General features: G+C 68.6%; 18 protein-coding genes. 8 read left to right on the top strand and 10 right to left on the bottom strand.

Going from position 1 to position 15,134, the window contains the following annotated elements:
• Positions 1-6: 6 nt before the first annotated feature.
• Positions 7-945: an aa3-type cytochrome oxidase subunit II gene (gene ctaC / locus AVL48_RS12485; RefSeq protein WP_061983137.1), complete on the bottom strand. Its 939-nt coding sequence runs from the start codon at positions 943-945 to the stop codon at positions 7-9.
• A 193-nt stretch (positions 946-1,138) separates the two neighbouring features.
• Here ctaC and asnB point away from each other — a divergent pair, with 193 nt between their 5' ends.
• Together asnB and AVL48_RS12475 are read left to right on the top strand one after the other, a co-directional pair.
• Entirely contained in the window at positions 1,139-3,073 is a 1,935-nt protein-coding gene (gene asnB / locus AVL48_RS12480; RefSeq protein WP_061983136.1) for an asparagine synthase (glutamine-hydrolyzing), read from the top strand.
• A 56-nt stretch (positions 3,074-3,129) separates the two neighbouring features.
• The gene (locus AVL48_RS12475; RefSeq protein WP_061983135.1) at positions 3,130-3,783 is read left to right on the top strand and encodes an alpha/beta fold hydrolase; all 654 of its coding nucleotides are present in this window, start codon (positions 3,130-3,132) and stop codon (positions 3,781-3,783) included.
• A 266-nt stretch (positions 3,784-4,049) separates the two neighbouring features.
• Here AVL48_RS12475 and AVL48_RS12470 read toward each other — a convergent pair whose 3' ends face one another.
• On the bottom strand, positions 4,050-5,039 hold the full coding sequence (locus AVL48_RS12470) for a carbohydrate kinase family protein (RefSeq protein WP_143104945.1): 990 nt from the start codon (positions 5,037-5,039) through the stop codon (positions 4,050-4,052).
• A gap of 140 nt (positions 5,040-5,179) precedes the next feature.
• Between AVL48_RS12470 and AVL48_RS12465 the strand changes: the two genes are divergently transcribed.
• Positions 5,180-5,368, top strand: coding sequence for a hypothetical protein (locus tag AVL48_RS12465; RefSeq protein ID WP_034321406.1), 189 nt, complete (start codon positions 5,180-5,182; stop codon positions 5,366-5,368).
• 84 nt (positions 5,369-5,452) lie between these two features.
• Here AVL48_RS12465 and AVL48_RS12460 read toward each other — a convergent pair whose 3' ends face one another.
• On the bottom strand, positions 5,453-5,830 hold the full coding sequence (locus AVL48_RS12460) for a HesB/IscA family protein (RefSeq protein ID WP_007029861.1): 378 nt from the start codon (positions 5,828-5,830) through the stop codon (positions 5,453-5,455).
• A 143-nt stretch (positions 5,831-5,973) separates the two neighbouring features.
• On the opposite strand from AVL48_RS12460, the gene AVL48_RS12455 reads away from it, so the two are divergent.
• Positions 5,974-6,630, top strand: a complete 657-nt coding sequence (locus AVL48_RS12455; protein ID WP_061983133.1) for a DUF3043 domain-containing protein — start codon at positions 5,974-5,976, stop codon at positions 6,628-6,630.
• A gap of 55 nt (positions 6,631-6,685) precedes the next feature.
• Complete coding sequence (locus AVL48_RS12450) at positions 6,686-7,675, top strand: aldo/keto reductase family protein (protein WP_061983132.1); 990 nt, start codon at positions 6,686-6,688, stop codon at positions 7,673-7,675.
• A gap of 63 nt (positions 7,676-7,738) precedes the next feature.
• On the opposite strand, the gene AVL48_RS12445 is transcribed toward AVL48_RS12450, so the two are convergent.
• Genes AVL48_RS12445 through AVL48_RS12435 form a run of 3 tightly spaced genes read right to left on the bottom strand, consistent with a single transcriptional unit; the run spans position 7,739 to position 9,556 of the window.
• On the bottom strand, positions 7,739-7,966 hold the full coding sequence (locus tag AVL48_RS12445; protein WP_061983334.1) for a hypothetical protein: 228 nt from the start codon (positions 7,964-7,966) through the stop codon (positions 7,739-7,741).
• Positions 7,959-8,810 (bottom strand): phosphoribosylaminoimidazolesuccinocarboxamide synthase, encoded by an 852-nt coding sequence (locus tag AVL48_RS12440; RefSeq protein WP_061983131.1) that lies wholly within the window; start codon positions 8,808-8,810, stop codon positions 7,959-7,961. The genes AVL48_RS12445 and AVL48_RS12440 overlap by 8 nt, the downstream gene beginning before the upstream one ends.
• Positions 8,807-9,556 (bottom strand): GntR family transcriptional regulator, encoded by a 750-nt coding sequence (locus AVL48_RS12435; RefSeq protein ID WP_061983130.1) that lies wholly within the window; start codon positions 9,554-9,556, stop codon positions 8,807-8,809. Before AVL48_RS12435 ends, AVL48_RS12440 begins: the two co-directional genes overlap by 4 nt.
• 170 nt (positions 9,557-9,726) lie before the next feature.
• Here AVL48_RS12435 and AVL48_RS12430 point away from each other — a divergent pair, with 170 nt between their 5' ends.
• Positions 9,727-10,131, top strand: a complete 405-nt coding sequence (locus AVL48_RS12430; protein WP_061983129.1) for a hypothetical protein — start codon at positions 9,727-9,729, stop codon at positions 10,129-10,131.
• Here AVL48_RS12430 and AVL48_RS12425 read toward each other — a convergent pair.
• Positions 10,116-10,796, bottom strand: a complete 681-nt coding sequence (locus AVL48_RS12425; RefSeq protein WP_061983128.1) for an IspD/TarI family cytidylyltransferase — start codon at positions 10,794-10,796, stop codon at positions 10,116-10,118. The genes AVL48_RS12430 and AVL48_RS12425 overlap by 16 nt on opposite strands.
• Positions 10,797-10,889: 93 nt before the next feature.
• Between AVL48_RS12425 and cobT the strand changes: the two genes are divergently transcribed.
• Complete coding sequence (gene cobT, locus AVL48_RS12420) at positions 10,890-11,966, top strand: nicotinate-nucleotide--dimethylbenzimidazole phosphoribosyltransferase (protein WP_061983127.1); 1,077 nt, start codon at positions 10,890-10,892, stop codon at positions 11,964-11,966.
• Positions 11,967-12,098: 132 nt separating this feature from the next.
• On the opposite strand, the gene AVL48_RS12415 is transcribed toward cobT, so the two are convergent.
• Positions 12,099-13,202, bottom strand: coding sequence for a branched-chain amino acid aminotransferase (locus AVL48_RS12415; RefSeq protein ID WP_061983126.1), 1,104 nt, complete (start codon positions 13,200-13,202; stop codon positions 12,099-12,101).
• A 117-nt stretch (positions 13,203-13,319) separates the two neighbouring features.
• Here AVL48_RS12415 and AVL48_RS12410 point away from each other — a divergent pair, with 117 nt between their 5' ends.
• On the top strand, positions 13,320-13,631 hold the full coding sequence (locus tag AVL48_RS12410; protein WP_143104946.1) for a hypothetical protein: 312 nt from the start codon (positions 13,320-13,322) through the stop codon (positions 13,629-13,631).
• Here AVL48_RS12410 and AVL48_RS12405 read toward each other — a convergent pair.
• Both AVL48_RS12405 and AVL48_RS12400 read right to left on the bottom strand, forming a co-directional pair.
• Positions 13,628-14,254 carry a ribonuclease FAU-1 family protein gene (locus AVL48_RS12405; RefSeq protein ID WP_061983124.1) on the bottom strand — a complete coding sequence of 209 codons (627 nt, stop codon included), beginning with the start codon at positions 14,252-14,254 and terminating at the stop codon, positions 13,628-13,630. The two genes, AVL48_RS12410 and AVL48_RS12405, sit on opposite strands and share 4 nt — an antisense overlap.
• The gene (locus AVL48_RS12400; protein ID WP_061983123.1) at positions 14,247-15,101 is read right to left on the bottom strand and encodes a hypothetical protein; all 855 of its coding nucleotides are present in this window, start codon (positions 15,099-15,101) and stop codon (positions 14,247-14,249) included. Before AVL48_RS12400 ends, AVL48_RS12405 begins: the two co-directional genes overlap by 8 nt.
• Positions 15,102-15,134: the final 33 nt, after the last annotated feature.

The following is a 15,134-nucleotide window of genomic DNA, read 5'->3' as shown; positions in this document are numbered from 1 at the left end:
GCCGGGTCAGTTGGACGCGACCCGCGCGGTGCGGTCGGTGTTGAACGGGGTGGTGGTGACGGCGTAGGGCGCGCACAGCTCGCCGCAGTTCATCGCCGCCAGCGCCTCGGAAGCGGTGTTCGGCCTGCCGCTCTTCGGGTTCACCGTGCCGCGGAGCTGGATGTACTGCGCGTACTTGTCCGGCGACAGGGCCCTGACCTCGAAGTTCATTCCCGAGTGGTAGGTACCGCACAGCTCGGCGCAGCGGCCGACGAACGAACCTTCCCGGTCGATCGAGTTCTGGAAGGTGAAGTCCTGGTTGTTCTTCTCCGGGTCCGGCATGACGTCCCGCTTGAAGTGGAACTCCGGCACCCAGAACGAGTGAATGACGTCGGCCGACCGCAAGTTGTACTGGATCGTCTTGTTCGTCGGGAGGACGAGCAGCGGGATCTCGGTCGAGCTGCCGACCGTGGTGATCTCCGGGTCGTCGTGGTTCTTGGAGTCGCTCTTGTACTTGAACTCCCAGTTCCACTGGAACGCGACGATGTCGACCGTGACGTCCGGGTTCTCGGTCTCGGCGAGCACGCGGTTCTCGGTGGTCGCGGTGAAGAAGAACAGCACGCAGACCATGATCGTCGGGACGACGACGGTGAAGATCTCCAGCGGGATGTTGTACTGGAACTGGCGGGGCAGTTCCTCCTCCGCGCCGTCGGCGGTCTTCTTCTTGCGGTGGAAGATCGCGGTCCAGAAGATCAGCGCCCAGACGATGACACCGACGACCAGCGCGGCGACGACCGTCCACGTCCACAGGGTGCGCATGTCGTGCGCCTGCGGGGTCACCCCGACAGGCCAGCCGAAGCGAAGGATCTCGTCCCCGGAACAGCCTGTCGCGGTCAGCATCACCAGCGCGGCGAGCGCTGCGACGCGACCAGCCCGCTTAACCGGGATGCGCTCTGGATTTCCCACTGCGCCTTGCCCTTTCACCCAGAGCCTCCTCGACCGATCTTCGTGACATGGCGGAGCCTAGCCGAGTTGCGGCGCCGCGCTGACTAAGGGGTGACCCCAACACGCGTATCCCCCACCACATCCGGGTGTACACGTCCACCGGCATACTGGGCCCTTCTCCCCGCTCGGCCAACAAGAGGTGTGTGAACTAGACGTGTGCGGCCTGCTTGGACTGATCTGTTCGACCGAAGCCGACGCCGCGGGCGCCCGTGAAGCGGTCGACGCCGCCATGCGCTGCCAGCGCCACCGCGGTCCCGACGAGCACGACACCTGGGCCGACGCCGAGGTGGTCTACGGCTTCAACCGGCTGGCCTTCATCGACGTCGACCACGCCCACCAGCCGCTGATCTGGGGCCCGCCGGAGGCCCCCGAGCGTTACACGCTGAACTTCAACGGCGAGATCTACAACTACACAGAGCTGCGCGACGAACTGGCCGCCGAGCACGGTGCGAAGTTCGCCACAGAGGGCGACGGCGAGGCGATCGTCGCGGCGTACCACTACCTCGGCGACGACGCGGTGAAGAAGCTGCGCGGCATGTTCGCCTTCATGATCTGGGATTCCCAGGAGAAGGTGGTCTTCGGCGCGCGCGACCCGTTCGGCATCAAACCGCTGTTCTACTCCGCCGGTCCCGGCAAGATCGCCTTCTCGAGTGAGAAGAAGAGCCTGCTGGAGCTTTCGAGCGTCCTCGGCGTCGAGGAGAAGCTGGACCGCACGGCCCTGCAGCACTACCTGGTGCTGCAGTACGTGCCGGAGCCCGAGTCGCTGCACACCGGGATCCGCCGCGTCGAGTCCGGCACGTCGTTCCGGGTCGTCCCGGGCGGCGACGTCGAGTTCACCCGCTACTTCCACCCGCAGTTCGCCGCGAAGCCGGTCAACAGCGAGGCCGAGGCGGAGGCGCTGTACGAGCGCATCGCCGATGTGATGCGCGACTCGGTCGGCAAGCACATGATCTCCGACCCGGACGTCACGGTCGGCGCGTTCCTGTCCGGCGGCATCGACTCGACGGCTACCGCGACGCTGGCCAAGGAGCACAACCCGAACCTGATCGCGTTCACCACCGGGTTCGAGCGCGAGGGCTACTCCGAGGTCGACGTCGCCGCCGAAACGGCCGCGGCGATCGGCGTGCGGCACGTGGTCCGCACGGTGTCGGCGGACGAGATGATGGAGGCGCTGCCGCTCATCGTCTGGTACCTCGACGACCCGGTGGCCGACCCGGCGCTCGTGCCGCTGTGGTTCATCGCCCGCGAGGCGCGTAAACACGTCAAGGCCGTCCTGTCCGGCGAAGGCGCCGACGAGCTCTTCTGCGGCTACACGATCTACAACGAGCCGATCTCGCTGGCGCCGTTCGAGAAGATCCCCGGCGGGATGCGGAAGATCATCGGCAAGGTCTCCACGAAGATCCCCGAGGGCACGCGAGGCAAGGACCTGCTGCGGCGCGGGGCGCTGCCGCTGGAGGACCGCTACTACGGCAACGCCCGTAACTTCCGCGACGACCAGCTCCGCAACGTGCTGCGCACCTACGAGGAAGGCGTCGGCTTCAAGGACGTCACCGCTCCTTGGTACAAGATCTCCGAGGGCTGGGACCCGGTCGCGCGGATGCAGCACGTCGACCTCTACACCTGGCTGCGCGGCGACATCCTGGTCAAGGCCGACAAGGTGACCATGGCGAACTCGCTGGAACTGCGGGTGCCGTTCCTCGACGCCGAGGTGTTCAAGGTCGCCGCGAGCATCCCGCTCGACCAGAAGCTCGCGCACGGCACCACGAAGTACGCGCTGCGCCAGGCGCTGGCGAAGATCATCCCGGCGCATGTGCTGAACCGGCGCAAGCTCGGCTTCCCCGTGCCGATCCGGCTGTGGCTGCGCAACGAGATGTACGACTGGGCCAAGGGCATCATCTCGGACTCCCGGACCGACGAACTGCTCGACAAGAAGGCCGTGCTGGCCCTGCTCGACGAGCACAAGGCCGGGCAGCTCGACCGCAGCCGCCAGCTGTGGGCGCTGCTGGTGTTCATGCTGTGGCACGGCATCTTCGTCGAGAACCGCATCAAGCCCGAGGTGCCGGAGCCGGTCTACCCGGTGAAGCTCTAGTCACGACTCTTCTTGCCGGCCTTCACCGTTCACCCGGTGGAGGCCAGCATGGAGTCATGGACTTCGTCCTCGTGCACGGCACGACGCAGAGCCCCGCGAGCTGGGCTCGGGTGGCCACGTTGCTCACCGCGGCCGGGCACCGGGCGATCGCGGTCGACCTGCTGACCCCGGAAGATCTGCCCGTCGAGGGGTACGCGCAGCACGTGCGTGAGCAGTATGGCGGCGAGCGGCCGGTCGTGGTGGCCCATTCGGGTTCCGGGGTCCTGCTTCCCGCGATCGCCGAAGCGCTCGGCGCGCGGGCGCTGGTGTGGCTCGCCGCCTACATCCCCGATTTCCCGGGCGGGAAGTGCCTGCGCGACGAGGCCAGGACCATGCTCGAACCGGACTGGATCGGGGTGGATCCGACGGCCGATCCCGCGAAGGCGTCCGAGTTCCTCTTCCACGACTGCGATTCGGAGACCGAACACCTGGCGCTGGACAGTCTGCGGCTGTTCGATCCCGCTGTCCTCGCGGCCCATCCCGCCGGGCCCGCGCCGGAGATCCCGTCGACGGTGATCGTCCCCACACGGGATCGCACGCTGAAGCCGGTGTGGCAGCGGCGGGCCGCCAGGGAACGGCTCGGGGTCACCGCGATCGAGATCGACGCCGGGCACTGCCCCCACGTGTCCCGTCCCGCGGAGATCGCCGGGATCCTGACCGGACGCGCGTGAAGCCTACTCGTCACCTGCGGTCTTGCTCGCGTGTAAGTACATGATGGCCCCCTTCCTTGCGCCTAGCGCAAGGAAGGGGGCCATCATGTACTGGGAAAGGTGGGAAGGACTCCTGTAGGGCCTTTGAGTTCCGCCGCCCCTCATACCTTGATCAAGCTTGTTCCGACCGGCAGCCCACACCAGCGGGTCACCAAATACCAGTCCCCAAGAGTCCTTCACGGCCAGGCGGCTAAGGGAAGGGGGCCTTCACGCGCTTTGGCTTCAGGTCAAGCGGGCAGGACCGCGGCGATCTCCTCGGCGGATTCCGGGCCGAAGGCCTCCTTGAGGCGGCCCAGCGCGTCGTCGCGCTGGAAGGTCCACTCCTGGGTGCCGACGGTCTCGAGCACCAGAACGGCGATCAGTGAGCCCAGCTGCGCCGCACGCTCCAGGCTGAGGCCGCCCTCGATACCGGCGATGAACCCGGCGCGGAAGCCGTCGCCGACGCCGGTCGGGTCCACCTTGCCGCGCTCCGGGACGGCGCCGATCTGCAGCGCGAGGCCGTCCTTGCCGATGATCTCGACGCCCTTTTCCCCGAGCGTCGTGATCCGCATGCCGACGCGGTCGAGGACGTCCGCCTCGGTCCAACCGGTCTTCTGGAGCAGGAGCTCCCATTCGTAGTCGTTGCTGAACAGGTACTTCGCGCCCTCGACGAAGGCGCGCACCTGCTCGCCGTCCATCCTGGCCAGCTGCTGCGACGGGTCGACGGCGAAGGTGTAGCCGCGCTGGCGGCACTCTTCGGCGTGCCGGACCATGCCTTCGGGGTCGTCCGGGCTGATCAGCACGAGCGACAGCTCGCCGGCGTGCGCGGCGACCGGCGCGAGTTCGATGTTGCGGGACTCGGCCATCGCACCGGCGTAGAAGGTGGCGATCTGGCAGAGGTCCTCGTCGGTGGTGCAGACGAAGCGGGCGGTGTGCGCGACCTCGGACACCAGCACACCGGCGGTGTCGACGCCATGCCGCTCGAGCCACGAGCGATAGTCGGCGAAGTCGGCGCCCACGGCGCCGACCAGGATCGGACGCTGCCCCAGCACGCCGAGGCCGAACGCGATGTTCGCGCCGATGCCGCCCCGCCGGACGACGAGGTCGTCGGCCAGGAAGCTCAGGGAGACACGGTGCAACTGCTCGGCGATGAGCTGCTCGGCGAACCTGCCGGGGAAGTGCATGAGATGGTCGGTTGCGATACTGCCGGATACTGCGATCCTGGCGCTGTCTGCCACCGGTTCTCCTTGTTCTGTCGGCCTCGGGAGACGAGGACGGCTAAGTTACCCGCAGGTCATGCCCCATACGGGTTGCTTCAGGCACGGCCTTGAACACTACCGGTTGGTAGTGGTGTCCTACTCGCACGCGAGTCATTAACTTGTCGTTCGTGACCACTTCCACGTATCACCTCGAGCCGGAATCGATCGGCGAACTCATCGCCGACTGTGCCGGTATCCCCTCGTCCCTCCAGGCCGAGAACCTGCCACTGCCCCGGCAGAGCGCTCCGCCCTGGACCGTCGACGAGCGGTGTCTCGCCCAGGTCGCCGATCTGGACGCCTACGTCTGATCCGCCGCGGCCGTGAAGAGCCGCAGGTATGAAGAAGGGCCGCGACCTGGGTGAGGTTCGCGGCCCTTCTTCATGCTCGACGCGTCAGTGGAAGCTGTCGCCGCAGGCGCAGCTACCCGTCGCGTTCGGGTTGTCGATGGTGAAGCCCTGCTTTTCGATCGAGTCGACGAAGTCGATCACGGCGCTCGACACGTACGGCGCGCTCATCCGGTCGACGGCGACGCGGAGCCCGTCGAAGTCACGGAACAGGTCGCCGTCGAGCGTGCGCTCGTCGAAGAACAGCTGGTAGCGCAAGCCCGCGCACCCACCGGGCTGGACGGCGATGCGCAGGTGCATGTCGTCACGGCCCTCCTGCTCGAGCAGGGCCTTCGCCTTGGCGGCGGCGGCATCGGTCAACGTGACGCCGTGGGTCTCCTCGGCGGTTTCGGCCTGAGCTGCTGCTGCCTGCTCAGCGGTCGTCATGGTTCTCCCTCTGGTCGAACTCGCTGCGGGTACTCGTCTTGCATGTGGTTCAACACGTCGGAGTCCCGATCTGTTCCCCTCCATGGTGACATATCGCTCGGCCTGGTGCGTGGCACCGTGACGCCCGCGACTACCCTGGTGAGGTGAGGTTCCTGCGCCGTAGCACCACAGACTCCGCCACGACCGACGCCGAGACGCCCGACACCCAGGTCGTCGAGGTCCAGGCGAAGGCCTACACGCCCGGAAAGGGCAAGGCCACTCCCAAACGACGCGAGGCCGAGGCCAAGCGCCGCGGCCCGGTGGCGCCCCCGCCCACCAGCATGCGTGAGGCGATGAAGCGCAACAAGGAACTCCGCAAGGCGGCGAAGGCCGACCCGCAGTACAAGGCCAAGCAGCGCAACGCCGCGAAGGAACGCCGCGAGCGGATGATGGCGGGCGACGACAAGTACCTGCTCCCGCGCGACCGCGGCCCGGTCAAGGCCTACATCCGTGACCTCGTCGACTCCCGGCGCAACCTGCTCGGCCTCTTCATGCCGCTCGCGATCCTGGTGTTCGTCGCCCTGATCCTCCCGTACCCGGATGTGCAGCGCTACGCGACGCTGCTGTGCACCGTGATGCTGCTCGGCATGATCGTCGAGGGCGTGCTCAGCGGACGCCGGATCGCGAAGATGGTCCGGCTGAAGTTCCCCGACGAGACGGTCAAGGGTGCTTCGGTCGGCTGGTACGCCTTCATCCGCGCGAGCCAGATCCGCAAGCTGCGCGTCCCGAAGCCGCGGGTCAAGCCCGGCGACAAGGTCTGAGCAGGCGATTCCCAGGTCGTTAGCGTGACTAACGGCTTGGGGTAGAGTCGCGCCCATGGAGTTCCGACGCCTCGGCCGCAGCGGCCTCAATGTCAGCGAGATCTCGTACGGCAACTGGCTCACCCACGGGTCCCAGGTCGAAGAGGACCAGGCCCAGGCCTGTATCAAGGCGGCGCTCGACGCCGGCATCACCACCTTCGACACCGCCGATGTTTACGCCAACACGGCCGCCGAATCGGTGCTCGGCCGCGGCCTGAAGGGCCTGCGCCGGGAAAGCCTGGAGATCTTCACCAAGGTCTACTGGCCGACCGGCCCCAAGGGCCCCAACGACCAGGGGCTGGGCCGCAAGCACATCATGGAGTCGGCGAACGCTTCGCTGAAGCGGCTCGGCACCGACTACGTCGACCTCTACCAGGCGCACCGGTTCGACCGGACCGTTCCGCTCGAAGAGACCTTCCTCGCCTTCGCCGACCTCGTCCGCCAGGGCAAGGTGCTCTACGTCGGTGTCTCGGAGTGGACCGCCGAGCAGATCACGCAGGGGGCCGCGATCGCGCGTGAGCTGAAGGTGCCGTTCGTCTCGAACCAGCCGCAGTACAACGCGCTGTGGCGGGTCATCGAGGCGCAGGTCGTCCCGGCGTCCGAGCGCGAAGGCCTCAGCCAGATCGTCTGGTCGCCGATCGCGCAGGGCGTGCTCACCGGCAAGTACAAGCCCGGCCAGCCGCTGCCGGAGGGCTCCCGCGCGACGGACGAGAAGGGCGGCGCCAACATGGTCGCCCGCTTCCTCAACGACGACGTCCTCGAGCGGGTGCAGCGGCTGCGGCCGATCGCGGACAAGGCGGGGCTCACGCTGGCCCAGCTGTCCGTGGCGTGGGTACTGCAGAACCCGAACGTCGCTTCGGCGATCATCGGCGCTTCGCGGCCGGAGCAGGTGCACGAGAACGTGAAGGCGGCCGGCGTGAAGCTGGACGCGGATCTGCTCGCCGCCATCGACGAGGCCCTCGACGGAGTCGTCGAGACCGACCCGACGCTGACCCGTAGCCCCTGATCCCCCGGCGTTCGGTCGGCTAAGTGCGGATACTTTTCCGCACTTAGCCGACCGAACGCGTCGTCAGTCGCCGTGGACGCGCGCCTGATACGCCCTTTGACCGTCGAGGTCGAGAGCGTCACCGGGGGCCCGGAGCGGCTCGATTCCCAAGCCCCGCAACAACCTGCTCGCCCCGGCGACGCGGTCGCCCGCCCGGCCCTCGACCCGCTCCGGCCGGTGACCCCGCTGGATCAGCAGTCCCTCGACGTCGTCGATCAGCCGGTACGGGTCGTAGACCTGCGGGTCAGGCATGGCCACCGCCGGGAACCCAGGTCTTCCCGGTGATCCTCTCGTAGACCTCGGTGTAGCGCTTGCGGGTCGCCTCGACGATCTCGTCCGGGATGGCGGGACCCGGTGGCGTCTTGTCCCAGCCGGTGCTCGCGGACCAGTCGCGGACGAACTGCTTGTCGAACGCGTGCTGCGTCCGGCCCGGCTCGTATTCGTCGGCGGGCCAGAAACGCGACGAGTCCGAGGTGAGGACCTCGTCCCCGAGCGTCAGCACACCGTCGGCGTCGAACCCGAACTCGATCTTGGTGTCGGCGATGATGATGCCGTTCTTCGCCGCGTGCTCCGCGCCCTTGGTGTAGACCTCGAGCGTCAGATCGCGAAGGCGGTCCGCGGTCTCCTTGCCGATGTCGTTCACGACCTCGGCGAAGGTCATGAACTCGTCGTGACCGGTGTCGGAGATCTTCGTGGTCGGCGTGAAGATCGGCTCGGGCAGCTTGTCCGCCTCGACGAGCCCGGCGGGCAGTTCGACGCCGGAAACCTTGCCGTCGCGTTGGTATTCGCGCATGCCGAGCCCGGTGAGGTAGCCACGCGCGATGCATTCGACCTGGATCATCTTCAGCGGCTTGCACCGCATGGCGCGGCCGGCGAATTCGGCGGGGACGTCGGTCGTGGAGAGGACGTGGTTCGGCACCAAGTCGGCCAGCTTTTCGAACCACCAGGCGGAAAGCTGGTTCAGCAGCGCGCCCTTGTCCGGGATCGGGGTCGGCAGCGAGACGTCGTAGACCGAAACGCGATCCGACGCGACAAGCAGAATGTCGCCGTCGATTTCGTAAAGGTCCCGGACCTTACCCGCGTGAATGTGCTTCATGCCCCGTCCTCGATGTCGTATTCGTAGAAAACCCAATGGTTCGGCAAGGCCGCCGATTCGCCGTACTCGAGTACGTCGCCTTCCGCGGAGAGAAACCTGTTGCGGCTCAACAAGATCGCCGAACCTTCGGCCACGCCGAGCTCCGCCGCTTCCTCGGCACCCGCCAGCCCCGCGGCGTGCTGGGAATGAGTCGACGTCAGTACCCGGCCGGTCCGGTCGGCCACATATTTGACCGTGCCTTCGACGATCCGCACCGGCTCGAACAACAAAGGCGCTTTCGCCGCTACAGCGCCGTCGAACCACGAAACCGACGTCGACACCGGACGACCTTCGCTCGCGTACGTCGTCCTCCGCCGCCGGATCGCGGGTGCGCCCGCTTCGATGCCGAGCGCGTCCGCCACCCTCTCCGGCGACGGAAGCAGCCCGGCTTCACGGATTTTCGCGTAGTGGCCTGGTGGATAGACCTTGCCGGTTCTCGCGATCGAGATCGTCCTGTCTTGCGCGGAACGGTGCAACGCTCTGGTCTGCACCACTGTCCCGACGCCGCGGACCGCGCGGACCAGACCTTCGGCGCGCAGCGTCGAGAGGACCTTCATCGCCGTCGCCATGGCGACGTTCCAGTTTCGGGCGATCTCACGCGCGGACGGGACCGCGTCGCCTTCCTTGAGCCTGCCCGAAACGATGTCGTCGCGAATGCTTCCCGCGATTTGGAGGTACGGCGGTTCAGGTCGGTCGACGGCGGGCAAGGTGACTCCTCACAAGGTCGCGCGGTGCGCACAAGCGTTCTAGCACACCAATGGGCGAGCACCAAGGATCCTGCTCACACCCCATTATTACGTACTAGTACACAATCTGGACGGTGCTCTAGTACACCTGTTACGCTCCGCAGAGTTCCCGAAACCCGTTAGGGGGCTCGATGAACCACCTGAGCATCGACGAACTGCTCGAAGAGCTTCGAAGACGCCGGTGGGTCGTCTACATCTTCGGCCCCCGGGAGGAACCGGAGGTCTGTGCCGCGGTCTTCCAGTGGGACACCTGTGCCGACGTCCTCATCCTGCGCGGTGAGGAACGGGCGAGCGCCTTCCGCGTCACCACCTTCCCGGACACGGACGTCTTCCAGCCCGCGCTCGTTTCGTGGCAATACCACTCGACCGCCGATTGGACGCTGCGCGCGGTGCTCACCATCCCGCCACCCGGTGATCCCGGCGCGCCGATCCAGTTGCTGCAACCACATCCGGACTGCGTGATCCCGAAGGACGCGCGCCAGCCGGTCACCATCCTGCCGGCGAACGGAGCCACCGCCGATCAGGGTGATCCCTGACCTCGGCCGATCACCTGCTCGGCGACAACGAGGTCGTGCGGGTAGGTGATCTTGAGGTTCTCCGCGCTGCCGGGAACCCACCGCACCGGTAGCGCGGAGAACCTTTCCATGCACGAAGACGTGTCCGTGCCGACGAAACCCTCACGCTCGGCCGTTTCGTAGGCGTCAAGCAACGGCGCGGCACGGAAACCCTGCGGCGTCTGCACCCGGATCGCGCCGGGCAGCGCACCGGAAACGCTGTCGCCGTCGACGCGCACGATGTCGTCGGCCGCGACCCCCGGCACCGCTCCCCCGTACCGCCGGGTGTCGGCGAGGACGTCCGCGATCAGCTCCGAGGTGACGAGCGGACGGGCCGCGTCGTGCAGCAGTACCGCGTCGATCTCGCCGCTCTCGATCCGGGAAGCCAAGTGGCGCAAGGCATTCAGCTCCGAACCCTGGCGCGTGGCGCCGCCGTGGACGAGTTCGACCTCGCCCGGATGCGCGGCCAGCACCTCCCGCGCGAATTCCGTGTCCTGCGGCCGGATGACCAGCACGAGCACGTCGATCCCGGGCACGCGGGCGAAGGCGTCGAGAGACCACGCGACGACCCGCCTGCCCGCCACGGGCAGGTAAACCTTGTTGAGCTTGGCGCCGACCCGGGTGCCCGCTCCGCTCGCGAGCACCACTCCGGCGGCCTTCGTTTGAGCCACAGGCAACTCTGGCACAGGCGGGTCGGTAGGTTGGGCGGGGCCACCGAAGCGATCCGAAGGGGCAGGGCGTTGGACGACGATATCCTCGAATTCGCCGAAGTCGAGCAGCCTGATGAACACGCGCGCTCGGCGGCGATCGCCCTGCACTCGAAACTGATCAAGCCGGCGGGGTCGCTGGGCAGGCTGGAAGAGCTGGGCGTGTGGGTCGCGGCCTGCCAGGGCCAGTCGCCGCCGCGCCCCTTCACCCGGCCCCGGGTCGTGGTGTTCGCCGGGGACCACGGCATCGCCGCGAAGGGTGTCTCGGCCTATCCGAGCGAAGTCACCGCGCAACTCGTCGGCAGCATGCTGACCGGCGGCGCGGCCATCAACGTGCTGGCCGCCTCGGCGGGAGCGAGCGTCCGCGTCATCGACATGGCCGTCGACAGCGACGCCCCCGCCACGCGGTCGATCGGTGAGTTCAAGGTGCGGCGCGGATCCGGTTCGATCGACGTCGAGGACGCGCTGACCGACGCCGAGGCGCGCGCCGCCGTCCGCGCGGGCCGGGCGATCGCCGACGCCGAGGTCGACGGCGGGGCCGACCTGCTCATCGCGGGCGACCTCGGGATCGGGAACAGCACCCCGGCCTCGGTTCTGGTCGCGGCGCTGACCGGCAGCGAACCGGTGGCCGTCGTGGGCCGCGGTTCGGGGATCGACGACAACGCCTGGATGCGCAAGGCCGCCGCGGTCCGTGACGCGCTGCGACGGGCCAGGACGGTGCTGGCCGACCCGGTCGCGCTGCTGCGCACCACCGCCGGCGCCGATATCGCCGCCATGGCGGGATTCCTCGCGCAGGCCTCGCTCCGGAAGACGCCGGTGATCCTCGACGGCCTGGTCGCCGCCGCGGCCGCGCTGGTCGCGGAGGAGCTCGTTCCCGGCGCGCGGCAATGGTGGACCGCCGGCCAGCGCGGCGGCGAACCCGCGCACGCGCTCGCGCTGGAGCACCTCGACCTGGACCCGATCCTGGATCTGGACGTCCGCCTCGGCGAGGGAACGGGCGCGGTCGCGGCGCTGCCGCTGGTGTTCATGGCGACACGGGTGCTCGCGGAGATGGCCACGCACGAGCAGGCGGGGGTGAGCGGGCCGCTGATCGAGGCACCGGCTACCTGACGCTCCGCCGCCACCTTCCGCGTTTAGTCCTCTGAATGCGGGGTCGCCTCATCCCTCAAGTGAGATGAAGGGGCCTTTCATCGCAAATTTTGCGATGAAAGGCCCCTTCATCTCACGGCCGTGGACGCGAACTCAGCCCAACGGGTACATCCAGCCTTCCGGAGCGGGCCGGGTGCCCTCCTGAATCCCGGTGAGCGCGCCGCGCAGCTTCATCGTCAGCTCACCGGGCTGCCCGCCCGCCACGGAGAACTCGCCGCCCGCGTGCTTCACATGCCCGACCGGCGTGATGACCGCCGCGGTCCCGCAGGCGAACACCTCGGTCAGCTCGCCCGAAGCGGCGGCCTTCTCCCACTCGTCGGTGGAGATCCGGCGCTCCTCGACCTGGTGACCGAACGACTTCGCCAGCTCCAACAGCGACTTGCGGGTCACCCCCGGCAGCAGCGACCCGGTCAGTTCGGGGGTCACGACACGGGCCTCGTCGCCGGAGCCGAAGACGAAGAACAGGTTCATCCCGCCCATCTCCTCGACCCAGCGCCGCTCGACCGCGTCGAGCCAGACGACCTGGTCGCAGCCCTTTTCCACGGCCTGCGCCTGCGCTACGAAGGACGCCGCGTAGTTGCCGGCGCATTTGGCCTCGCCGGTGCCGCCGGGGACCGCGCGCACGTACTCGGTCGAGAGCCACACGCTCACCGGCTTCACGCCGCCGGAGAAGTACGAGCCCGCGGGCGAGCCGATCAGCGCGTAGAGGTACTCGTTCGCGGGCCGGTTGACGCCGAGCCCGGCTTCGGTGGAGATCATGAACGGCCGCAGGTACAGCGACTCGCCCGGCTTCGTCGGGACCCAGCGGGAGTCGACCGCGATGAGCTCGCGGATCGAGTCGAGGAAGACCTCCACCGGCAGCTGCGGCATGGCGAGGCGCTCGGCCGAGTTACGGAAGCGGATCGCGTTCGCGTCGGGCCGGAACGCGGCGATCGTCCCGTCCGGCTGGCGGTACGCTTTGAGGCCTTCGAAGATCGCCTGGCCGTAATGCAGCACGGAGGTCGCCGGGTCCAGCGTCAAGGGCGCGTACGGACCGACGGTCGCGTCGTGCCAGCCCTGCTCGGCGCTCCACTTCACGGTCACCATGTGGTCGGTGAAGTGCAGGCCGAAGCCGGGGGCGGCCAATACGTCCGCGACGCGTTCCGGGCTCGCGGGGCTCGGGTGCGGGAGGTGGGTGAACTGCGTCGAGGTCGTCATGCCTATGACGATAACGCTTGGTCGGACCCTCGTTAGTCGGACGTCCGCATATCTTTACCTCCCGCGATCTGTCCGTCGCGACGAACACGCGGGCTCCCTCGCCCCTAGGATGGCGGCGTGACGTTAAACCCCATGCAGCCCGCTCACCCGGCCAAGCCTGCCGCCTCCGGCAAGGGGGCCGACATCAAGACGTTCGCGACGGCGGTCTTGCTGACCTTCGGCACCGGCGTCCTCATGATGGACGGCTGGGCCCTGCTGGACAGCGGCTTCGGCGCGTTCCTCGGCCTGGTCTGCGCCGGTTTCGGCATCTTCTGGTGGCGCAGCATCCACGGCAAGGTGTTCCCGCGCGAGTTGTCCACCAAGTCGGTGGTCATCCTCACGGTGCTCAACGTCGTGCTGATGCTGCTGCTCCTGCTGCAGGTGAGCTAGAGCAACCCGTCCGGAAGGCCGGGCGCCGGCCAGTCCGGCTCCGGCCGGAAGTCGGTCCACGTGCCGTCGAAGGGGAACCGGCCGGCGTCCGCGAGCGCCCCGATCCGTTCGCCCTCGGCCCGCAGCCGCTCGAGCTGCCCGGCGGTGATCCGGCCGGCGAGGACGGCCTCCTCGGCCTCGTCCTCGTCCTTCCACTTCCAGCGTCCGCCGGGTTCGACGGCGACGTCGAGGATGCCGTCGATCCGGTCCGGTCCGGACGGCGTGCGCCCCAGCGGGACTTCGAGGTTGACGTACCAGTTCAGGAAGTGCCCGTCCGCGTCGAAGAACCACCAGACCGACGACCATTCGTCGTCGGCGATCCGGCGCAGCGTCGAGGTGTCGCGCCAGAAGTCGGCGACGCGCACCCTCGGCACCCGGAACCGCTCCTCGAGCGGCGCGTCCCGGAAGAGCCGCCCGTCGGCGAGCCTGCTGCCGATGATCGGGGTGTCCGCGGGCAGCCAGCCGAGCAGCACGGTGCCGTCGTCGGCGACGACGCGCAGCGGATGATGCTGGCCGATCGAACCGTCCGGTCGCAGGAACCGTTCGACGACCGTGTCACCCGGGGTCCAGTGGGGATCACGCACGCTTTGCACGGTACCCACGGGCGCGGACCCGCAGAACCAGTTCGGCGAGCGTTCCCACTCCCGCGAGCCCGAGGGCCACGACCGGCCCAGCGAAGGCCGAGACGGCGGCCACGATCAGTCCACAAGCGAGTGTCGCCTTAGGACGTTCCGGGGAAAGCCGTTCCCGGCCGTCGGTGAAGGCGTCCACCGCCACGGGCACGGTCGCCACGGCGGCCACCACGGTCAGCACCGGCAGCAGCGAGACTCCGTCGGCCGCGGCGAGGAGTTCGCGGAACGACGTCGCCGAGAGCCCCAGCCGGACCGGTCCCAGCTGGTAGAGCGCGACGACGACGATCGCCACGGCCACGGCGCCCACCGCGGCCGCCCGGCCCGCGCCGGGACGGCGGGGCAGCAGGAACGGCAACAGCACCAGCACGGCGAGGCCGAGTCCGGGCACCGACGGCGGGTGCGGCGCGATGAACCGGGCCAAGGGCGGGATCCCGACGCAGATCGCGATCAGGGCGGCGGCCGCGGCCAGCAGCAGGCCGGTGACCCACCGCGCGGCGTGGTCACCGAGGCGGACCCCGGCGAGATCGGCCACGGCGACCACGACGGCGAACACCGCCGCGGCGGCTCCCGGCGCCGTCGGAAAGAGGTAGTGCCCGAACGTCGTGGCGAAGACCAGCACCAGGCCCAGCCGCGAAACAGCGCCCGCGACCCGCTCCGGCCGGGTGTCCCCCAGCGGCGGCAGCAGCGCCTCCGCCGCGACGGCGAGCAGGGCCGCGACGACGGCGGCGACAAGTACCCAGTAGCCCGCTCCGGACGTGCCCACCGCGAGCGCGATGAGCAGACCGCCGGCCAGTCGCACCCCGTCTCCCTTCCTCCCGCACCGAGTGACCCC

Source organism: Amycolatopsis regifaucium, from assembly GCF_001613935.1.
In the GTDB taxonomy this organism is placed as follows: domain Bacteria; phylum Actinomycetota; class Actinomycetes; order Mycobacteriales; family Pseudonocardiaceae; genus Amycolatopsis; species Amycolatopsis regifaucium.
This window is presented reverse-complemented; position numbering and strand designations above follow the sequence as displayed.